The 18,726-nt window shown below is 70.1% G+C and carries 20 protein-coding genes and 1 riboswitch; of the genes, 10 read left to right on the forward strand and 10 right to left on the reverse strand.

The window, feature by feature from the left end; genetic code table 11:
- Positions 1 to 29: 29 nt before the first annotated feature.
- Both ACFUCU_RS08750 and ACFUCU_RS08755 read right to left on the reverse strand, forming a co-directional pair.
- Positions 30 to 746, reverse strand: a complete 717-nt coding sequence (locus ACFUCU_RS08750; protein WP_377972039.1) for a DUF1003 domain-containing protein — start codon at positions 744 to 746, stop codon at positions 30 to 32.
- The gene (locus ACFUCU_RS08755) at positions 727 to 2,010 is read right to left on the reverse strand and encodes a magnesium transporter MgtE N-terminal domain-containing protein (protein WP_290255761.1); all 1,284 of its coding nucleotides are present in this window, start codon (positions 2,008 to 2,010) and stop codon (positions 727 to 729) included. Before ACFUCU_RS08755 ends, ACFUCU_RS08750 begins: the two co-directional genes overlap by 20 nt.
- A gap of 77 nt (positions 2,011 to 2,087) precedes the next feature.
- Between ACFUCU_RS08755 and ACFUCU_RS08760 the strand changes: the two genes are divergently transcribed.
- Positions 2,088 to 2,981 (forward strand): general stress protein, encoded by an 894-nt coding sequence (locus tag ACFUCU_RS08760; protein WP_377972041.1) that lies wholly within the window; start codon positions 2,088 to 2,090, stop codon positions 2,979 to 2,981.
- Between the two features lie 74 nt (positions 2,982 to 3,055).
- Here the strand turns inward: ACFUCU_RS08760 and ACFUCU_RS08765 are convergent, their stop codons facing one another.
- Positions 3,056 to 4,633, reverse strand: a complete 1,578-nt coding sequence (locus ACFUCU_RS08765; RefSeq protein WP_377972042.1) for an aminopeptidase P family protein — start codon at positions 4,631 to 4,633, stop codon at positions 3,056 to 3,058.
- Between the two features lie 84 nt (positions 4,634 to 4,717).
- Here ACFUCU_RS08765 and ACFUCU_RS08770 point away from each other — a divergent pair, with 84 nt between their 5' ends.
- Together ACFUCU_RS08770 and ACFUCU_RS08775 are read left to right on the forward strand one after the other, a co-directional pair.
- Complete coding sequence (locus ACFUCU_RS08770) at positions 4,718 to 5,563, forward strand: PHP domain-containing protein (protein ID WP_377972044.1); 846 nt, start codon at positions 4,718 to 4,720, stop codon at positions 5,561 to 5,563.
- A gap of 8 nt (positions 5,564 to 5,571) precedes the next feature.
- Positions 5,572 to 6,180, forward strand: coding sequence for a MarC family protein (locus ACFUCU_RS08775; protein WP_290256465.1), 609 nt, complete (start codon positions 5,572 to 5,574; stop codon positions 6,178 to 6,180).
- Positions 6,181 to 6,209: 29 nt separating this feature from the next.
- Here ACFUCU_RS08775 and ACFUCU_RS08780 read toward each other — a convergent pair whose 3' ends face one another.
- From ACFUCU_RS08780 to ACFUCU_RS08790, 3 genes are all read right to left on the reverse strand, one after another.
- On the reverse strand, positions 6,210 to 7,091 hold the full coding sequence (locus ACFUCU_RS08780) for a DNA-methyltransferase (protein WP_377972046.1): 882 nt from the start codon (positions 7,089 to 7,091) through the stop codon (positions 6,210 to 6,212).
- Positions 7,092 to 7,099: 8 nt separating this feature from the next.
- A complete protein-coding gene (locus ACFUCU_RS08785) occupies positions 7,100 to 8,896 on the reverse strand; it encodes a DEAD/DEAH box helicase (RefSeq protein ID WP_377972048.1) in 1,797 nt (598 codons plus the stop codon).
- Positions 8,897 to 9,181: 285 nt separating this feature from the next.
- Positions 9,182 to 10,684 carry an RNB domain-containing ribonuclease gene (locus ACFUCU_RS08790; RefSeq protein ID WP_377972049.1) on the reverse strand — a complete coding sequence of 501 codons (1,503 nt, stop codon included), beginning with the start codon at positions 10,682 to 10,684 and terminating at the stop codon, positions 9,182 to 9,184.
- Between the two features lie 41 nt (positions 10,685 to 10,725).
- On the opposite strand from ACFUCU_RS08790, the gene ACFUCU_RS08795 reads away from it, so the two are divergent.
- The gene (locus tag ACFUCU_RS08795) at positions 10,726 to 11,424 is read left to right on the forward strand and encodes a ferritin-like fold-containing protein (protein ID WP_290255754.1); all 699 of its coding nucleotides are present in this window, start codon (positions 10,726 to 10,728) and stop codon (positions 11,422 to 11,424) included.
- Positions 11,425 to 11,479: 55 nt separating this feature from the next.
- On the opposite strand, the gene thiE is transcribed toward ACFUCU_RS08795, so the two are convergent.
- On the reverse strand, positions 11,480 to 12,172 hold the full coding sequence (thiE, locus tag ACFUCU_RS08800) for a thiamine phosphate synthase (RefSeq protein WP_377972051.1): 693 nt from the start codon (positions 12,170 to 12,172) through the stop codon (positions 11,480 to 11,482).
- A gap of 26 nt (positions 12,173 to 12,198) precedes the next feature.
- Positions 12,199 to 12,316: riboswitch (TPP riboswitch) on the forward strand.
- Here thiE and thiO point away from each other — a divergent pair.
- The 4 genes from thiO to ACFUCU_RS08820 all read left to right on the forward strand — a co-directional run bounded on the left by thiO (position 12,307) and on the right by ACFUCU_RS08820 (position 15,110).
- Complete coding sequence (gene thiO, locus ACFUCU_RS08805; RefSeq protein ID WP_377972053.1) at positions 12,307 to 13,632, forward strand: glycine oxidase ThiO; 1,326 nt, start codon at positions 12,307 to 12,309, stop codon at positions 13,630 to 13,632. Its footprint overlaps the riboswitch before it by 10 nt.
- Entirely contained in the window at positions 13,629 to 13,865 is a 237-nt protein-coding gene (gene thiS / locus ACFUCU_RS08810) for a sulfur carrier protein ThiS (RefSeq protein ID WP_290255751.1), read from the forward strand. The genes thiO and thiS overlap by 4 nt, the downstream gene beginning before the upstream one ends.
- A gap of 5 nt (positions 13,866 to 13,870) precedes the next feature.
- A complete protein-coding gene (locus ACFUCU_RS08815; RefSeq protein WP_377972055.1) occupies positions 13,871 to 14,692 on the forward strand; it encodes a thiazole synthase in 822 nt (273 codons plus the stop codon).
- A 55-nt stretch (positions 14,693 to 14,747) separates the two neighbouring features.
- Positions 14,748 to 15,110 (forward strand): VOC family protein, encoded by a 363-nt coding sequence (locus ACFUCU_RS08820; RefSeq protein WP_290255740.1) that lies wholly within the window; start codon positions 14,748 to 14,750, stop codon positions 15,108 to 15,110.
- 4 nt (positions 15,111 to 15,114) lie between these two features.
- Here the strand turns inward: ACFUCU_RS08820 and ACFUCU_RS08825 are convergent, their stop codons facing one another.
- The 3 genes from ACFUCU_RS08825 to ACFUCU_RS08835 form a co-directional block, all read right to left on the reverse strand.
- Positions 15,115 to 15,417, reverse strand: coding sequence for a hypothetical protein (locus tag ACFUCU_RS08825; protein ID WP_290255739.1), 303 nt, complete (start codon positions 15,415 to 15,417; stop codon positions 15,115 to 15,117).
- Between the two features lie 8 nt (positions 15,418 to 15,425).
- Positions 15,426 to 15,650, reverse strand: a complete 225-nt coding sequence (locus ACFUCU_RS08830) for a DUF3107 domain-containing protein (protein WP_290255738.1) — start codon at positions 15,648 to 15,650, stop codon at positions 15,426 to 15,428.
- Positions 15,651 to 15,713: 63 nt separating this feature from the next.
- The gene (locus tag ACFUCU_RS08835; protein ID WP_290255737.1) at positions 15,714 to 16,379 is read right to left on the reverse strand and encodes a TetR/AcrR family transcriptional regulator; all 666 of its coding nucleotides are present in this window, start codon (positions 16,377 to 16,379) and stop codon (positions 15,714 to 15,716) included.
- An 82-nt stretch (positions 16,380 to 16,461) separates the two neighbouring features.
- Between ACFUCU_RS08835 and moeB the strand changes: the two genes are divergently transcribed.
- Both moeB and ACFUCU_RS08845 read left to right on the forward strand, forming a co-directional pair.
- Complete coding sequence (gene moeB / locus ACFUCU_RS08840; RefSeq protein WP_377972057.1) at positions 16,462 to 17,679, forward strand: molybdopterin-synthase adenylyltransferase MoeB; 1,218 nt, start codon at positions 16,462 to 16,464, stop codon at positions 17,677 to 17,679.
- Between the two features lie 11 nt (positions 17,680 to 17,690).
- The gene (locus ACFUCU_RS08845; protein WP_377972058.1) at positions 17,691 to 18,692 is read left to right on the forward strand and encodes an SDR family NAD(P)-dependent oxidoreductase; all 1,002 of its coding nucleotides are present in this window, start codon (positions 17,691 to 17,693) and stop codon (positions 18,690 to 18,692) included.
- The last annotated feature ends 34 nt before the right edge of the window (positions 18,693 to 18,726 follow it).

Raw genomic sequence — 18,726 nt, forward strand, 5'->3', positions numbered from 1 at the left:
GGAATGATCATGCAGGGTGTTCACGGATTTCAGCTCTCGGGGACCGAGCGGCGGCCCTGGGTCTCGGCGCCGCCGTCGGCGCGGACGCGGGGGATCTGCTGGGTGCGAGGACCGCGCTGCTTGTCCCGGCGTTCCCGGAGGTGCTCCTTGACCTTGTCCCGCGGGTTGTCCGGACCGGCGCCGGGCTCTTCCTGGTTGCGGAGCTCCTCCTGCGCCTCCAGCATGTCCTCCAGCAGGCTGCGCAGTTCGGCGCGGACGTAGTCGCGGGTGGCGACTTCGCGCAGTGCGATGCGTAGGGACGCCAGTTCCCGGGTCAGGTATTCGGTGTCCGAGAGGTTCCGTTCGGCGCGCTGCCGGTCCTGCTGCAGCGAGACGCGGTCCCGGTCATCCTGGCGGTTTTGGGCCAGCAGCAGCAGGGGAGCGGCGTAGGAGGCCTGGAGCGAGAGCATCAGGGTCAGCAGGGTGAAGCCGAGGTCCTTGGAGTCGAACTGCCAGTCAGTGGGCGCCCAGGTGTTCCAGGCCAGCCAGAAGACACAGAACACGGTCATGTACACCAGGAACTGCGGCGTTCCCATGAAGCGGGCGAAGCCCTCGGTGGCGTGGCCGAACGCGTCCGGGTTGGGCGAGAGCTTGGGCAGGATGCGTTGCCGGCCGCTCAGCGGGGTATCGAGGGTGCCGGCGGAGCGGGTGCCGGGACGGACGTTGGAGTTCCGGGGGGTGCTGAGTTCAGCCAATGCGGCCTCCAAGCTTCCTTATCGGGGCGTCGTCCTCGTGGGCGCGCCAGTCGTCGGGCAACAGATGATCAAGCACGTCGTCAACAGTCACCGCCCCGACAAGCCGGCCGTCGTCGTTGACCACGGGAAGCGAGTTGAGGTTGTAGGTGGCCAGGGTGCGGGCCACCTCGCTGATGTGCGCCTGGTCGGAGACGGGCTCCAGATTTTTGTCCACCAGGTTGCCCAGGGGTTCCGGCGGCGGGTAGCGCAGCAGCTGCTGGATGTGGACGACGCCGAGGAATCGCCCGGTGGGGGTCTCCAGCGGCGGCCGGGCAATGAAGATCGACGACGCCAGGGCGGGGGAGAGCTCCTCGCGGCGGACATGTGCCAGGGCCTCGGCCACGGTCGCCTCGGGCGGGAGGATCACCGGGACCGGGGTCATCAGGCCGCCGGCTGTGTCCTCGTCGTACTCGAGCAGGCGCCGGACGTCCTCGGCGCCCTCGGGCTCCATCAGCTGCAGGAGTTCCTCGGCCTGGGCGGAGGGGAGCTCGGCGAGGAGGTCGGCGGCGTCGTCCGGGTCCATCTCTTCCAGCACGTCGGCGGCGCGTTCGACGTCGAGGGCGGACAGGATCTCCACCTGGTCACCCTCGGGCATCTCCTGCAGCACGTCGGCGAGTCGTTCGTCCTGAAGTTCGCTGGCCACCTCGAAACGGCGCTTGTCGCTCATCTCCTGCAGGGCCTCGGCGAAGTCGGCCGGCTTGAGGTCCTCGTGGGTGGCGACGAACTGGGTGGCGGCCTGCGGCTCGGTGCGGGCGCCCTGCTGCGCGTCGGCCCAGTCGATGATGAGGGTTTCGTTGCGGCGCAGCCGGCTCAGCGGCGAGAGCGAGTGGCCGCGGCGGACGAAGAGCTTGCTGACAAACCAGTCACCCGAGCGGTGCCGGTCCATCGCGATGTCCTCGATGGTGGCGTCGCCGCTGCCGTCGGCCAGGGTCACGCGCCGGTCGAACATCTCGGCGACCACCAGGGTCTCGGCGCCGCGCTGTTCGAAGCGGCGCAGGTTCACCAGCCCGGTGCAGATCACCTGGGTCTGGTCGATCGAGGTAATGCGGGTCATCGGCACGAAGACGCGCTTCTTGCCCGGGACCTCGACGACGATGCCCACCACGTGGGGGGCGCCGCGGTTGCCGCGGGAGAGCACGACGACATCGCGCAACCGGCCCAGACGGTCGCCCAGGGGGTCGAAGACGTCCAGTCCGAGGAGGCGCGCGACAAATACCCGCGAAAGAGTGGTGCTCACTCCTACAGGCTACCGAGTCTCCTCTCTTTTAGCTGAATTTGCAGGCACCCACCAGCTCGATGGGTGAGAATGGGCCTATGTCAAACATTTTTGGTGGTCCGAAGGCCAACGTTCCGGGCGGGGCGGACGATGCCCGCGCCGTCCCCAAGGGTGACACGGTCGGTTCCTACAGCTCCTACCTGGACGCCCAGAAGGCCGTGGACTACCTCGCGGACCAGCAGTTCCCCGTGCAGCTGGTCTCGATCGTGGGCAACGAGCTGAAGATGGTGGAGCGGGTCACCGGGCGGCTGACGTACCCCCGGGTGGCGCTCTCCGGCGCGCTGAGCGGCATGTGGTTCGGCCTGTTCGTCGGCGTCATGCTCTCGTTCTTCTCCACCTCGGACGGCTACTTTTCCATCATGACTTCGGTGCTGATGGGCGCCGCCTTCTTCATGCTGTTCGGCATCGTCACCTACGCCATGCAGCGCGGCAAGCGTGACTTCACCTCCACCAGCCAGGTGGTGGCCACCAACTACGACGTGGTGGTGGCCTTCGAGGCGTCCCACGAGGCGCGCCGCCTGCTCCAGCAGCTGCCGATGAACCGCTCCGACGCGGCCGGCTACCAGCAGCACACCCCGCAGCAGGGCCAGCAGCCCTGGGGCGGCCACCAGCAGAACGGTCCGCAGCATAACGGTCCGCAGCAGACCGGACCCCAGTATGGCGGCCCGCAGCAGGGCCAGCCGCACGGCCCGCAGCGTCCGGCCGGCTGGACCGACCCCTACGGCCAGCGCTCCCCGGAAGCCGGTCAGCAGCAGCCCGGACCCCAGCAGGGCCAGTACGGTGCCCCCGGCGAGCAGAACCAGCAGCCCTCCCGCCCCTCCGCCGTCCGCTACCCGGACCTGCCCGACGGCCGGCCGCAGTACGGCATCCGGGTCGGCGACGCCCCGAAGCAGGAGGGCCAGCAGCCCGAGGGCGGCCAGCCGCAGCAGTAGCTTTACCCAAGAGACAAAAAAGAGGACCCCCGGCGCAGCGCCGGGGGTCCTCTTTCGTAGGTGGGGTCTGGTGCCTACTGGGCGTCGACTTCCTGGTAGATGCCCGCCATCCAGGACTCGACGTCGTCGGCCTTGCGCGGCAGGGCGGCGCTGAGGTTGACCGGGCCGTCCTCAGTCATCAGGATGTCGTCCTCGATCCGGACGCCGATGCCGCGGTACTCGGCCGGGATGGCCAGGTCCTCGTCCTTGAAGTAGAGGCCCGGTTCGATCGTGAAGACCATGCCGGGCGTGAGCACACCGTCCAGGTACAGCTCGCGCTTGGCCTGGGCGCAGTCGTGCACGTCCAGGCCCAGGTGGTGGCTGGTGCCGTGCGGCATCCAGCGCCGGTGCTGCTGGCCCTCGACGCTGATGGCCTCCTCCACGGAGACCGGCAGCAGGCCCCACTCGGACAGGCGCTCGGCCAGGACCGTGGTGGCGGCGGTGTGGATGTCGCGGAACTTGGTGCCGGGCTGGGCGGCGGCGAAACCGGCGTCGGCGGCGTCCAGGACGGCCTCGTACACCTTGCGCTGGATCTCGGAGAAGGTGCCGTTGGCCGGCAGGGTGCGGGTGACGTCGGCAGTGTAGAGCGAGTCCGCCTCGACGCCGGCGTCCAGCAGGAGCAGCTCGCCGGCGTTGACCTTGCCGGTGTTCCGGGTCCAGTGCAGCACCGTGGCGTTGTTGCCGGACGCGGCGATGGTGTCGTAGCCGAGTTCGTTGCCTTCTTCACGGGCGCGGGCGAAGAACGCGCCCTCGACCACGCGCTCGCCGCGGTGGTGGGTGAGTGCCCGCGGAAGGGCCTTGACCACCTCGGTGAAACCTTCCACCGTGGCGGCCACAGCGATTTTCATCTGCTCGATTTCCCACTCGTCCTTGATCAGGCGGAGTTCTGAGAGGGCCTCGCTGAGCTTCTCGTCGAGGGCGTCCAGCACGCCGAGGTCCAGGTTTTCGGGGTCCTTGGCGGTGTTGTAGCGCGCGGTGTCCACGAGGGCGTCGATGTTCTCGTCGACCTTGCGGACCAGGCGGACGGAGATCCCGCCGATCTCGGGCGCACCGACGTCCTTGGTGATGGCCAGTTCGAGTTCTGCCAGGTCGGCGGTCGCCAGGCCCAGGCGGGCCTTGAACTCGGCGAGGGTGGGGCGGGCGCCGATCCAGAATTCACCGGAGCGGGAGTCCGCATAGAACTGTTCGGTGTCGCGGCCGGCCAGCGGACGGAAGTACAGCGTCGCGTGGTGGTGGCCGCCGTCGTCGCCCTTGCCCTCATCCGTGGGCTCGAGGATCAGGACGGCGTCGGGCTCGTGGTCAAGGCCGAGGCCGGTCAGGTGCGCGAACCCCGAGTGCGGGCGGAAGCGGTAGTCGCAGTCGTTGGAGCGGACCTTCAGCGGGCCGGCCGGGATCACCAGGCGTTCACCCTTGAACTGTTCGGAGATGGCCTTGCGGCGGGAGGCGGCGTGGCCGGCGACGGCGTCCCGTTCCGGCAGCTCTGCCGGGGCGGCCGCCCAGTTGCTGGCCATGAAGGCCTTGAAGGCCTCGGAAGCGGGGCGCTGGGAGCGGTTGTTGACGCGCTCTTCGAGGGGCTGGGAAGCGGAGATCTGGGTGTTATCTGCATCGTTCACGTCCCCATCGTCTCACCAGCGGCGCGGCTTAGGCCAACAGGCCGCCCGGGGCCCGGAGGCACCCCGATCTACTAGGCTGGGCAGGTGAGGATAGACCTGCATGCCCACTCGAATGTTTCCGATGGAACCCAGCCGCCGGCGGAGCTGATCGCCGCCGCCGCGGGGGCCGGACTCGATGTGGTGGCCCTGACCGATCACGACACCACGGACGGCTGGGCGGAGGCCTCTGCCGCGGCCTTGAAGCTGGGGGTGGCCCTGGTCCCGGGCATGGAGGTCTCGTGCCGGACCCGCGAGGGCATCAGCGTGCACCTGCTCAGCTACCTGCACGACCCCGCCCATCCCGGGCTGCTGGAGGAGATCACCAAGTCCAAGGACGCCCGCTTCACCCGGGCCGAACGGATGGTCAGCCTGCTGGTCGAGGACTACCCGCTCAGCTGGGACGACGTGATCCACCACGTAGCCCCCGGCGCTACCCTGGGCCGCCCGCACATCGCCGACGCGCTCGTGGCCGCCGGCGTCGTCGAGGACCGGAGCGAGGCCTTCGAGACGATCCTGACCTCCCGGTCCCGCTACTGGGTGCAGCACTACGCCCCGGATCCGGCGGCCGCCGTCGAGCTCGTCCGGGCCGCCGGCGGAGTCCCGGTCTTCGCCCACCCGGTGGCGTCCTCCCGCGGCCGGATCGTTGGCGAGCACACCTACCGCGAGATGATCGACGCCGGCCTGGCCGGCCTCGAGATCAACCACCGGGACAACCCCGAACAGGGCCGGGCCTTCCTGCGGCGCCTGGCCGCGGAGCACGACCTGCTGGTGACCGGCTCCTCCGACTACCACGGCGCCGGGAAGCCAAACCTGCTGGGTGAGAACACCACCGCCCCGGAGGTGCTGGCACGCATCGAGGAACTCGCCAGCGGCACCGCGGTGGTGCGTTGATGGACTGGATCGACCTGCAGCTGCTGGCCTCGGTGATCGTGACGCTCTTCGTGATCATGGACCCGCCGGGCACGGTGCCCATCTTCATGTCCCTGACGGCGCAGATGAACGCGAAGGAACGTAACCTTTCGGCCCTGCAGGCGCTCGTGGTGGCCACCGGCGTGATTGTCACCTTCGCGATCTTCGGCCAGTCCATCCTGAACTACATGCACATTTCCCTGGCGGCGCTGCAGGGCGCCGGCGGCCTGCTGCTGGTGCTGATCGCGCTGCAGTTGCTGACCGGGTCCACCGGCGGGGAGGAGAGCGCGGCGAAGTACAAGAACGTGGCGTTCGTCCCGCTGGGCACGCCGTTGATGGCCGGACCGGGCGCGATCGTCGCGGTGATGGTGTTCGTCCAGCGCTCGTCGACGGTGCCGCAGTACCTTGCGGTGGGGGTGGGCATCGCCGTGACGCTGGCGTCCCTGTACTTGGCGATGCGGTTCGCCGGGCTGGTGCAGCGGGCGCTGGGGGAGAACGGCGTCGAGCTGGTTACCCGGATTGCCGGCCTGCTGCTTTCGGCGATCGCCGTGCAGATGATCGCCGACGCCGTGCACTCCTTCGTGAAGAGCTGGATGTAGCGCTCAGTCAGGGCTCGGAGGCCGCGTTCTCAGGCAGGCGGCGCGGCCGGGTGGGCGGTGAACTCGGCGGCGCCGGACAGGCGCTTGGCCATGACGTCGATGGCCGCCGGGTTCTGGTCCACGCAGACGAATTTGCGGCCGAGCTTGGAGGCCACGGCGCCGAGCGTCCCGGACCCGGCAAAGAAGTCCAGGCACCAGTCCCCGGGCCGGCTGGAGGCTGCCACCACGCGGCGGATCAGCCCCTCGGGCTTCTGCGTCGGGTACCCGGTCTTCTCCCGGCCGGTGGGGGAGACGATGGTGTGCCACCAGACGTCGGTGGGGAGCTTGCCGAGCTCCCGCTTGGCCGGCGTGACCAGGCCCGGCGCCATGTACGGCTCCCGGTCCACCTCGGCGCTGTCGAAGTGGTACTTCGCCGGGTTCTTGACGTACACGAGGATGTTGTCGTGTTTGGTGGGCCAGCGGAACTTCGCGCGGGCGCCGTAGTCGTAGGCCCAGATGATCTCGTTGAGGAAGCACTCGCGGCCGAAGATCGCGTCCAGCATCACCTTGGCGTAGTGCACCTCGCGGTAATCCAGGTGCAGGTAGAGCGTGCCGTCATCCGCCAGCAGCCGCCACGCCTCGACCAGCCGCGGTTCCAGGAAGGACCAGTAGTCGCTGAAGGCGTCGTCGTAGCTGTGCAGGGCGCCCTTGATCGTGTCGTAGGAGCGGCCCTTGAAACCCACCCGGTCGCCCACGCCGTCGGCGTTGAGCACCATCTTCGTTTCCTGGCGCTTCTGGACCCGCCCGGTGTTGAAGGGCGGGTCCACGTAGATGAGGGTGAAGGCGCCGTCCGGCAGCGTCTGGAGGTACTCCGCGTTGTCCGCGTGTACCACCAGGTTGCTGCCGTCCGGCGCCCAGACGGAGTCAGGCATGGTGGGGACTAGGCCTCGGCGCTGCGCGTCGCGGTACCGCCCTGGGCCTCGCCGGAAACAACTTCGCCGTTGTGGCGGCGGGTCCGGGTGCGGCGGCGGGCACGGGTGGCCCGGTCAACCTCGGTGGCGGACGTCGCGGCCGCGGCGCGGCCGGTGGCCTCCACGGGCGCTGCGGCCGTCTCCTGCTCGGGGGCGGTCCGACGACGGCGCGAGCCTTCGCGGGTGCCCTCGCGGGAGCCTTCGCGCGAACCGGAGCGGGAGTCGGAACGTCCGCCCTCGCGGCCGCCTTCGGACGAACCGGCCCGCGAACCCTCGCGGCCGCCGGAGCGTCCGCCCTCACGGGAGCCCGAGCGGCCGCCGGTGCGGGAGCCGGTGCGGGCGCCGTCACTGCCGGTGGCGCGTAAGCTGCTGCGTGGGTTCTTCTTGCCGGTCTCGCCCAAGTCCTCGAGTTCCTCGGCGTCCACGCCGGCCAGGACGCGCTTGTCGCGCGGCAGGCGGCCCTTGGTTCCCTCGGGGATATCCAGATCCTCAAACAGGTGCGGGGAGGAGGAGTAGGTCTCGATGGGTTCCGGAACGCTCAGGCCGAGGGCCTTGTTGATCAGGCCCCAGCGCGGCATGTCGTCCCAGTCCACGAAGGTCACGGCGGTGCCCTTGTTGCCGGCGCGGCCGGTGCGGCCCACGCGGTGCAGGTAAATCTTCTCGTCCTCGACGCACTGGTAGTTGATCACGTGCGTGACGTCGTCGACGTCGATGCCGCGGGCGGCGACGTCGGTGGCGACAAGGACATCCACCTTGTTGTTGCGGAAGGCGCGCAGCGCCTGTTCGCGGGCGCCCTGGCCGAGGTCACCGTGGATGGCGGCGGCCGCGAACCCGCGGTCCACGAGTTCCTCCGCGACCTTTGCGGCGGTGCGCTTGGTCTTGGTGAAGATGATGGTCCGGCCGCGGCCGCGGGCCTGCAGGATCCGGGCCACCACCTCGACCTTGTCCATGCTGTGGGCGCGGTAGATCAGCTGGCGGATGTCCCGCTTGGTCAGGCCCTCGTCCTCGGGGTCCGCGGCGCGGATGTGGGTGGGCTGGCTCATGTAGCGGCGGGCCATGGCGATGACCGGGCCGGGCATGGTGGCGGAGAACAGCAGGGTCTGGCGCACGGCCGGGGTGGCGGCGATCAGCGTCTCGACGTCGGGCAGGAAGCCCAGGTCCAGCATCTCGTCGGCCTCGTCGAGGATGACCATCTTCACGTTCTTGAGCACCAGGTGCTTCTGCTTGAACAGGTCGATCAGGCGGCCGGGGGTGCCGACGACAACCTCCACGCCCTTCTGCAGCGCATCGACCTGCGGCTCGTACGCGCGGCCGCCGTAGATGGTGGCGATCCGGGCGTTGCGCTTGCGGGCCGCGTTCTGCAGGTCGTTGGCGACCTGGACGGCGAGTTCGCGGGTGGGGACGATCACGAGGGCCTGCGGGGCACCCGGTGTCGGGAGGGCGTCGTAACCGGCGTCGTCGCGGCCGATGACCCGCTGCAGCGCGGGGATGCCGAAGCCGAGGGTCTTGCCGGTGCCGGTCTTGGCCTGGCCGATGATGTCGTGGCCGCCCAGGGCCACCGGCAGGGTCATGGCCTGGATGGGGAACGGGTGGGTGATCCCGGCGTCGGCCAGGGACTCGACGATGTCGGCGCGGACGTTGAAGTCGGCGAACGTCTTTTCCGGAAGGGCGTGGGGCGCCTCGTCGGAGCTGATGGTTTCTTCCGGTTCGATCGATTCCGTGCCGGATTCGTCGGTCAGAAGCTGATGCGTGTGCAATTCACTCACGGGGAGTTTCCTTATTCATTTGGGTTGCGCTGCCTGCTCGACGGGGCGGCGGAGGGCCGTTCCGGAGCACGCTCGGTAGGCGCAAGCAAGTCCAGTGGAGCCGATCGCGGGCTATCTAGATGCTGGCACTGGGACCAGCGGGTGTGTCTCAAGATCGCGTAGGGGCGGGCTTGTTGATTCGAAATTACGAGGAAATCAACGACCGGGCATCCATTACTACCCTTCCAGTCTAGCCGTTCGGCCCCTGCGTCCCCGACGGCGCGGCCGTTGCGGCGCGGTGCGGCCTCAGCCGGCGAGCTCCAGCCGCACTTCGCGGGCGGCGATGTCGGCCGAGACGACGCGTACCCGGACCAGGCTGCCCGACTCCATCTCACCCGGGCATCGGGCGGTCACGGCCGGCTCCGCGATCTGCACGATTCCGGACGGACCGTTGCCGTTGCCGTTCGCTTTTGTCCCATTCCCGTCGCCGTTGCCGGCCCCCGCGCCGTTACCGTTGGCGGGCTTCGACCCGGAGATGACGACGGCGTCGAACTCCTGGCCGACGTGGTTGACCAGCAGCGCCGCCTCGACCGTGTCCAGGGACATCCGCTCCAGCTTCCCGGCGAGCTGGTCCGAGGCCGCCATGATCGCGGGCAGGGACGGCAGCGCCTCCCGGGCCCAGGCGGGAACTTCGGCGCCGTTCGAGAGCGCCTCGCAGATGACCAGGACGAACCGGTCGATCAGCCGCCGCAGCGGGGCGGTGGAGTGCGCGTACGACGCGCCGATGGCGGATTGGATGGCGTCGTCCGGGACGCTGCCATCGAACGGGGTGTAGCCGGCGCCGCGGAACAGCATCCCGGCCGAGTGCAGGATGGCCAGCTGCTTGGGGTCTATGGGGTCCAGGGTGCGCAGGTATTCCCCGTAGCTGGTCTGCCCGTCCCACGGCTTGCCGAGCGCTCCGGTCTGCCGGCGGAAGTGGCGCAGGGAGCGTTCGTCCGGCGCGGGCATGGTCCGCAGGATGCCCACCTTGCCCTTGAGCATCAGGCCCGCGGCGGCCATTCCGGTCATCAGCGAGATCTGCGCGTTCCAGTCCTCCACCGGCAGCGGGGGAGCCGCGACGATCCGGTAGCCGCCGTCGGGGAGCTGTTCGATTTCCTGGTCCGGCATGTTCAGGCTCGCTCCGCCGCGCTGCCGCTCGAGCTCCACCCGCTTGCCGCCGACCTCTTTCAGCAGTTCCAGGACGGGGGCGGCCGTGCCGGCGTCGAGGTCCGCCTGCACCCCGGCGTAACTGAGCTTGGCGCGGCTGATGACCCGGGCGCGGCGCACCAGGACCGAGGACACCTCGGCGGCGGCGTCGAGCTCGAACTCCCAGACGAAGGCCGCGCAGAGCTGGCCGGCCAGGAGGCTGCCGGCGGCCTCGCTGATGACCTCGGGGTGGAGCGGGATGCGGCCCTCGGGCGTGTAGAAGGTCTGCCCGCGGCGGCGCGTCTCGGCGTCGAGCGGGCCGCCGGGGGCCACGAAGGACGGGACATCGGCGATCGCGTAGAAGACCTTGTATCCGTCGCCGGAGCGGTCAATGAACAGGGCCTGGTCCAGGTCCGTGGACGACGCCGGGTCGATCGTCACGAACTCCACGTGGGTCAGGTCCAGGCCGGGAAGTTCGTGCCCGGCCACCGCCGCCTCGGCGTCGCGCAGCGCCTCCTCGGGGAACGGCCCGGGCAGTTCCAGGACGGTGCGCAGGGCCTTCAGCGCCTCGGCGAGCTGGTTTTGCTGCTGGCGGACGCTCGGCGTCAGGCGATGGTGAGACACGAAAGTCAGGGTAGCCCGAAATCCGCCGCTAGTCTTGAACGATGAGCACTCCGACGCCGGATTCCGCCCGCGATCACCGCTTTCTCACGGACCTGCTCGGCGTGATGGCCTACAGCGAACTCTCCGCCTTTGAACGGCTCTCCTCCGACGCCCGCTACGCGCCCACCCTCCGGGACAGGGCCGTGCTGGGCCGGCTGGCGGTGCGGGAGTTCGAGCACTACGAACTCGTGTGCGCCCGGCTGCGGGACATGGGCGAGGACGTGGAGGGCGCCATGGTGCCGTTCCAGCGCTCGGTTGACCACTTCCATGAGCGGACGCGGCCGGCCGACTGGTTCGAGTCGCTGATGAAGGCGTATGTCATCGACACCGTCTCCGCCGACTTCTACCGTTCCCTGATTCCGCGGCTGGATCCCGCCACCGCGGCCCTCGTGGAGCAGGTCCAGGCCTCCGAAGAGGCCACCGGGGTGCTGCGTGAACGGCTCAAGCAGGCCCTGGCCGACGATCCCCGGCTGGCCTCCCGGCTGGCGCTGTGGGCACGGCGGCTTCTCGGCGAGGCGCTGACCCAGGCGCAGCGGGTCGCGGCCGACCACGCCTTCCTGGCCGTCCAGGGTTCGGAAGCAGCGGGCAACGGGGCAACGGGCAACGGCGTCCCTGCGGGCACGGATCCGGTCCGGGCGCTGCTGACTTCGCTGGCCACGGCGCACTCCCGCCGGATGACCCTGCTGGGCCTGGCCGGGTAGAGGGCCCGCGGCCGGTGAGGCCGAGGCGACCGGCCGCGCTTACGCACGGCCGCGACTAAGCCCGGGCGTCGAGGGCGGCGAGCAGGGCCTGCGCCGCAGCGGCGGGGTCGTCCGCCTCGGTGATCGCCCGGACCACCACGATCCGCCGGGCCCCGGCGTCGAGGACCTGCTCCACATTTGTCAGGTCGATGCCGCCGATCGCGAACCACGGCACGACGCCGGCTACCTTGCCGCCGTCGCCCGCGGCCTCGGCGCGCTCGATCGCGTCGGCGGCGTAGCGGACCAGGTCCAGGCCGACGGCGGCCCGGCCGGGCTTGGTGGGTGTCGCCCAGACCGGGCCCACGCAGAAGTAGTCCAGCCCGCTCCGGCCCGGCGCGGCGGCGATGGCGGCGTCGACCTGCTCCGAGGTGTGGGTGGACAGGCCGATCACGGTGTCCTTGCCGAGGAAGTCCCGGGCCGCTCCGAACGGAATGTCCTTCTGCCCGATGTGGAACACCGGGGCACCGGCCAGCGAGGCCAGGTCGGCGCGGTCGTTGACGGCCCAGAGCCGGCCGTGGCGCGCCGCGACCGTGTGCAGGACCTCCAGCAGCTCCAGTTCCTCCGCGGCTTCGATGGTCTTGTCCCGGAGCTGGATGATGTCCACGCCCCCGGTAAACGCGGCATCGACAAAGGCTTCAAAGTCTCCGCGGTCCTTGCGGGCATCGGTGCAGAGGTACAAACGGGCGGTGCTGTGGACATCCTGGCTCATGCCCCAAGCGTAGTTCCTCTAAACTGGGCGCATACCGCGGGAGCCCCGCACGCCGTCGACGGCGCAGGGCTGAGAGGGCGTCAGAGCCGACCGCTTGACCTGATCCGGCTAGTACCGGCGTAGGGAAGGAACCCATGAACACCACCCCCAGCCCTAAGGCCCGGCCGCACGGCCCCGGTGCCCAGCCTGACGGCCGCGGTGCTCGGCCTGACGGCCCCCTCGACGCCGTCGTGATCGGCGGGGGCGTGATCGGCCACGGCATCGCCTGGGAACTCCGGCGCTCCGGACGCACCGTGGCGCTGATCGACGACGCCCCCGGGGACGGCGCCAGCTGGGCCGCCGCCGGGATGCTGGCACCCGTCAGCGAACTCCACTACCAGGAGGAGGGACTGCTGCCCCTGATGCTGGAGTCCTCCAGGCTCTGGCCCGCCTTCGCCGGCAGCCTCGCCGACGGCGGCGACGGGGGAGCCGGCACCGGCTACCTCACGACGCCGACCCTCGCCGTGGGCGCCGACGCCGCGGACCGGCAGGCGCTCGCGGACCTGCGCGCCCTCCAGGTGGCCTCCGGACTGTCCGTCGAACCCCTCACCGTGCGGGAGGCCCGCCGCCGCGAACCGTTGCTCAGCCCGGCGATCTCCTGCGCCTTCGAGATCCCCGCCGACCACCAGGTGGACCCGCGCCGCCTGATCACCCGGATCAGAGCCCTGCTGGCAGCCGACACCGGATTCCGGGCCGTCCCGCACCGCGCCGCGGGCCTAATCGAGGCGGACGGCCGGATCGCCGGCGTGCGGCTCAGCGGGGGAGAGGAGATCCGGTCGGCCGAGACCATCGTGGCCAACGGCCTGGGCGCCGCCGCCCTGCAGGACCTCCCGGCCGGGCTCACCCTGCCGCTGCGGCCGGTCCACGGCGACATCCTCCGGCTCCGGGTGCCCGAACGCCTGCGTCCATTGCTGAGTTCCACCGTGCGCGGGCTGGTCCGGGGTGTCCCGGTCTACATCGTTCCGCGCGGAGACGGAACCGTGGTGGTTGGCGCCACCCAGCGCGAGGACCAGGCCGGGGACCTGGCCGTCTCCGCCGGAGGGGTCTACCAGCTGCTGCGCGATGCCCAGCAGCTGGTCCCGGCCGTCGCCGAGCTGGAACTCGTCGAGGCCACGGCCAGGGCACGCCCCGGCACCCCGGACAACGCCCCGCTGCTGGGACGGGTCCGTGCCGCCGGCGGCGGCCACGTTCCGGGCCTGGTGATCGCCACCGGCTTCTTCCGGCACGGTGTGCTGCTGACCCCGGCGGCCGCGGCCATCTGCCGGGAGCTGCTGGACGGCACCCCGGACCCGCGCTGGGACGGGTTCCTCCCGGACCGCTTCGACCGCCCACGCACCGACGCTGAGCACAACCAGTCGACCAGCCAGGCGCACAGCCCTACCAATGCTCTCCACCCCGCGACCCACAGGACAACCGCATGAACATCACCCTCAACGGGAAGCCGCACGCGCTCCCGGACAACGCCACGGTCGGCGCCCTCGTCAGCGGCGTCACCGGCCGGCCCCTGGCGGACAACGGCCAGGCCACGGACGGACGCAAACTCGGCGTCGCCGTCGCGCGCAACGCCGAGGTCGTGCCCCGCAGCCGGTGGCACGCAACAGAACTCATCGAGGGCGACGACGTCGAACTCGTCACCGCGGTACAGGGAGGATGAACGGCATGAACGAAGCAGACACCGCGCAGGAGCCCGCCGTGAAGGCCACGGCGCACCGCGACCCGGTGACCTTCGACGGCGTGGAGCTGGGCTCCCGGCTGATTATGGGCACCGGCGGCGCACCCAGCCTCGACGGCCTCGGCGCCGCACTGGAAGCCTCCGGCACGGAACTGACCACCGTGGCGATGCGCCGCTACTCCCCGGCAGAGAGCGGATCGCTGTTCCAACTGCTGGCCGACCGCAACATCCGGGTGTTGCCCAATACCGCAGGGTGCTTCACCGCCCGCGACGCGGTGCTCACCGCCGAACTGGCCCGCGAGGCGCTGGAGACGGGCTGGGTGAAGCTCGAAGTGATCGCCGACGAACAGACCCTGCTCCCGGACGCCCTGGAACTGGCCGACGCCACCGAGCAGCTGGTGGCGCGCGGGTTCAAGGTCTTCGCCTACACAAACGACGACCCGGTCCTGGCGCTGCGCCTGGAGCACCTCGGCGCCACGGCCGTCATGCCGCTGGGCGCGCCCATCGGCACGGGCCTGGGCATCCTGAACCCGCACAACATCGAACTGATCGCCTCCCGGGCCTCGGTACCCGTGGTCCTCGACGCCGGCATCGGCACGGCCTCGGACGCGGCGCTGGCCATGGAGCTGGGCTGCGATGCCGTGCTGCTGGCCACCGCGGTGACCAGGGCCCAGAACCCGGTGCTGATGGGGGAGGCGTTCAAACACGCCGTCGCCGCGGGCCGCCTGGCCCGGCTGGCCGGCCGCATCCCGCGCCGCGAGCACGCGCTGGCATCCTCCGGCATGGAAGGCCGCGCCGAGTTCCTCTAGGGACCGCGGCCAGGGACTGCGCCTACCCGCCGGGGGAGCGGGGTAGCCTGGGCGCATGCAGATGCGCCTAGAAGTGATCCAGGTTCCGGTGGCCGACGTCGACGCGGCCAAGGAGTTCTATTCCGAGCGGCTGGGGTTCGTGCTGGACCACGACGTCGAACACATCCCGGGGATGCGGGTGGTCCAGCTGACCCCGCCCGGCTCCGCGGCGTCGATCGTGATCGGGACGGGAATGACCGGGATGAAGCCCGGCAGCCTCGAGGGGCTGCAACTGGTGACCCCGGACCTGGCCGCGACGCGCGCCGAGCTGGTGGGCCGCGGGGCGGAGGTCAGCGAAATCGAGGACATGGGCGGCGTCCTATTCGCCCACCTCAGCGATCCGGACGGCAACCGCTGGGTGCTGCAGCAGGCGCTGTAGGGGGCTAGGAGCGCAGGATGGCGTTCAGCCGCTCCGTGTCCTGGGCGGTGCGGGACCGGCCCAGGAGCACGACGGCGGCAACCGCGGCGGCCGCGGCGAGCAGCAGCGGCAGGATCCACGGGATCCAGGTCAGGCCCGGCTGATAGCCGAGGCCCGCGGCCTGGAAGATGATCCAGCTGAGCATCCCCACCGTGAGGGCGACACCGGCGGGTACGGCGATGCCGTACTTGGCATGCCGCTTGTCATTGGCCCAGACGACGAAGCCGGCGGCAACGGCCACCATCGCCACCACGATGAGGGAGAGCACAGCGGGACCTAGAGGGCGCCGAAGCCGACGCGGCGGACCTCTTCGGCGCCGATCTCGACATAGCCGAGGACGCCGGCCGGCACGATTACCTGGCGGCCCTTCTCATCGGTGAGGCGCAGCTCGGTGCCCTTGGCGATGGCCTCGCTGACCAGCGCCGCCACGGCGTCGGCGTCCTGGCCGGACTCCAGGGCGATTTCGCGGCCGATGTTCTGAATGCCGATCTTTACTTCCACAGCAAGGCCTCCCAGCCAATCAAAGTGTTCACGTTCCCCTAAAGGGGGTTTTCTATTTGTAGTCTAGGACTCTTTCGGGAAGCGGCTGATTCCGCGCCAAGCTAAACGGTAGATCAGGTCGCTGGCCACATCGAGGTCCAGGTTGCCGTCCGTTTCCAGCCAGTACCGGGCGCTGACCTGGGCCATGCCGGACAGGCCGCGGCCCAGCAGCTGGGCCTCCAGCAGCGGGAGTTTGGTGTCCTCGGCGATGACCTTGGCGATCGCGTCGGCGAACGTCTTGTTGAAAGTCTCAAGCCGGCGGGCGACGTCGGCGTCGTTCACCAGGTCGGACTCGAACACCAGCCGGTGCGCCTGGTCGTCGTGGGCGATGAACCGGAAGTAGGCCCGCATGACCGCTTGGACGCGTTCGTCGTTGTCGGTCGTGGAGTTCAAGGCCCCCAGCAGCAGCGCGGTGAGGGTGGAGAGGTGGCTGTCCAGCAGCGCCAAGTAAAGCTCACGCTTGGACGGGAAGTGCTGGTAGAGGACCGGCTTGCTCACGTGGGCGGTCTCGGCGATCTCATCCATGGCGGCACCGTGGTAGCCGTTCGCGACGAAGACCTCCTGCGCGGCGGCCAGCAGCTGGGCCCGGCGTTCATCGCGGGGCAGGCGGGCGGAACGCTGCCCACCGGTGCGCGGCTGCGCCGCCGGCTTTCCGGTCTGTCCCCGATCAACCGGTGCCTGATGAACCACTCTGGGCCTTCTTTCCTCGCTGTTGGTTCCACAATACGCGGGGGTAATATGACTGGCGGCAACTTCGGGCATAGATTGAAGTATGGCTTCGAAGTTGACCGAGAACAGTACTTCCGCCGCGGCCGGCCAGGCTCCCGGCCCGCTGGTGGAACCGGCCGCCGACCTCACCGCGGCGGAGGTGGAACGGTATTCCCGCCACCTCATCATTCCCGAGATCGGATCCCTGGGCCAACGCCGCCTGAAGAACGCCAAGGTCCTGGTGATTGGCGCCGGCGGGCTCGGCTCACCCACGCTGCTGTACCTGGCGGCCGCCGGCGTCGGAACGCTCGGGATCATCGACGACGACGACGTCGACCTGAGCAACCTGCAGCGCCAAGTGATCCACAGCGTCGCCGACGTCGGCCGGCCCAAGACCGAGTCGGCGCGGGACGCAATCGCCGCCCTGAACCCCCTCGTTGACGTCCGCCTGCACAACGTCCGGCTCGACGCGTCCAACGCCCTGGAACTGTTCGCCGGCTATGACCTGATCATCGACGGGGCGGACAACTTCGCCACCCGCTACCTGGTCAACGATGCGGCCGCCATCCTGGGCAAGCCCTACGTCTGGGGGTCGATCTTCCGCTTCGACGGGCAGGTCAGCGTGTTCTGGGAGCAGCACGGCCCCACCTACCGCGACCTGTATCCCGAGGCGCCGCCGGCCGGGTCCGTCCCTTCCTGTGGCGAGGGCGGGGTCTTCGGCATGCTGTGTGCCGCCGTCGGCTCCCTGATGGTTTCCGAGGCGGTCAAACTCATCACCGGCGTCGGCCGTTCCTTGCTGGGACGGGTGGCGCTCTTCGACGCCCTGGGCGGCAGCTGGCGCGAAATCAAGGTCTCCCGCGACCCGGACGCGCCCAGGGTCACCGAACTGACCGACTACGAGGCGTTCTGCGGGATCACCCCCGCCGCCGACGCCGGCACGGACACCGGGCACACCATCACCGCCACCCAGCTGGCCACTATGCTCGCCTCCCGCAACGCGGGCCTGCGGCAGTTCGAACTGGTGGACGTCCGGGAGAGCGGCGAGTATGACATCGTCCGGATTGAGGGCGCCCGGCTCATCCCGCAGGGCCGGATCCTCGCCGGCGAGGCGTGGGCCGAGCTGCCGCAGGACACGGACATCGTGTTCCACTGCAAGGCCGGCACCCGGTCCGCGGCCGTCCTGGCCGCCGCCCGGGCCGCAGGCTACGAGCGCGTCAGCCACCTCGAGGGCGGCATCCTCGCCTGGGTCCGGGACGTCGAGCCCGGCAAACCCGTCTACTGAAAGGCAGCTCCATGGTCACGGACAACGGCACCACCCCGCAGCACCCCCTCGGCTCCGGATTCGGGCCCCGCACGACGGCGGCTGAGGCGGTCGCGGGAATCGACCTGCACGGCAAGACCGCCGTCGTCACCGGAGGCTATTCCGGGCTGGGCCTTGAAACGGTCCGGGCATTGGCCTCCGCCGGCGCCAAGGTCATGGTCCCGGCCCGCCGGCCAGAACACGCCCGCGAGGTGCTGGACCGGGCCGGCCTCGACGGCGTGGCCGTCGCCGCCCTGGACCTCTCCGACCTGGACAGCGTCAGGAGCTTCGCTGCGGACCTCCTCGCCTCCGGCTTCCTTGGAGAGGCCGGCAGCCTGGACCTCCTGATCAACAACGCGGCCATCATGGCAAGCCCGGAAACCCGCGTCGGGCCCGGCTGGGAAGCACAGTTCGCCACCAACCACTTGGGCCACTACGCCCTGGCCAACTTGCTGTGGCCCGCCCTGTCCGCCGGAGACGGGGCGCGGGTGGTGGCGTTGTCCTCCACCGGCCACAAGCTCTCGCCGGTCCGGTTCGAGGACCTGAATTTTGACTCCGGCTACGACAAGTGGCAGGCCTACGGCCAGGCCAAGACGGCCAACGCGCTCTTCGCCGTCGAACTCGACGCCCTGGGCAAGTCCTCCGGGGTGCGTGCCTTCGCCGTGCACCCCGGCGGCATCATGACCGAACTGCAACGCCACCTGCCCCGCGAGGAAATGGTCGCCTCCGGCTGGATGGACGAGGCCGGGAACGTCAACGAACGCTTCAAGACCTCCGAGCAGGGCGCGGCCACCTCGGTCTGGGCCGCCACCTCACCGCGGCTGGCGGGAATGGGCGGGGTCTACTGCGAGGACTGCGACATCGCGGAGCCTACCGTGCCGGGCTCGCCGGAGGCCAGGGTCCGCGGCGTCGACGCCCACGCGATCGACCCCGAGGCTGCGGAGAAGCTGTGGCAGAAGTCGGCGGAACTGACCGGCATCAACGCGTTCGCATAGTCAGCGGCCGCGGGAGGGTCAGGGTAGAAACGCC

Origin of the sequence: Arthrobacter sp. NPDC057259, assembly GCF_042668995.1 — a bacterium.
Taxonomy (GTDB): Bacteria; Actinomycetota; Actinomycetes; order Actinomycetales; family Micrococcaceae; genus Arthrobacter.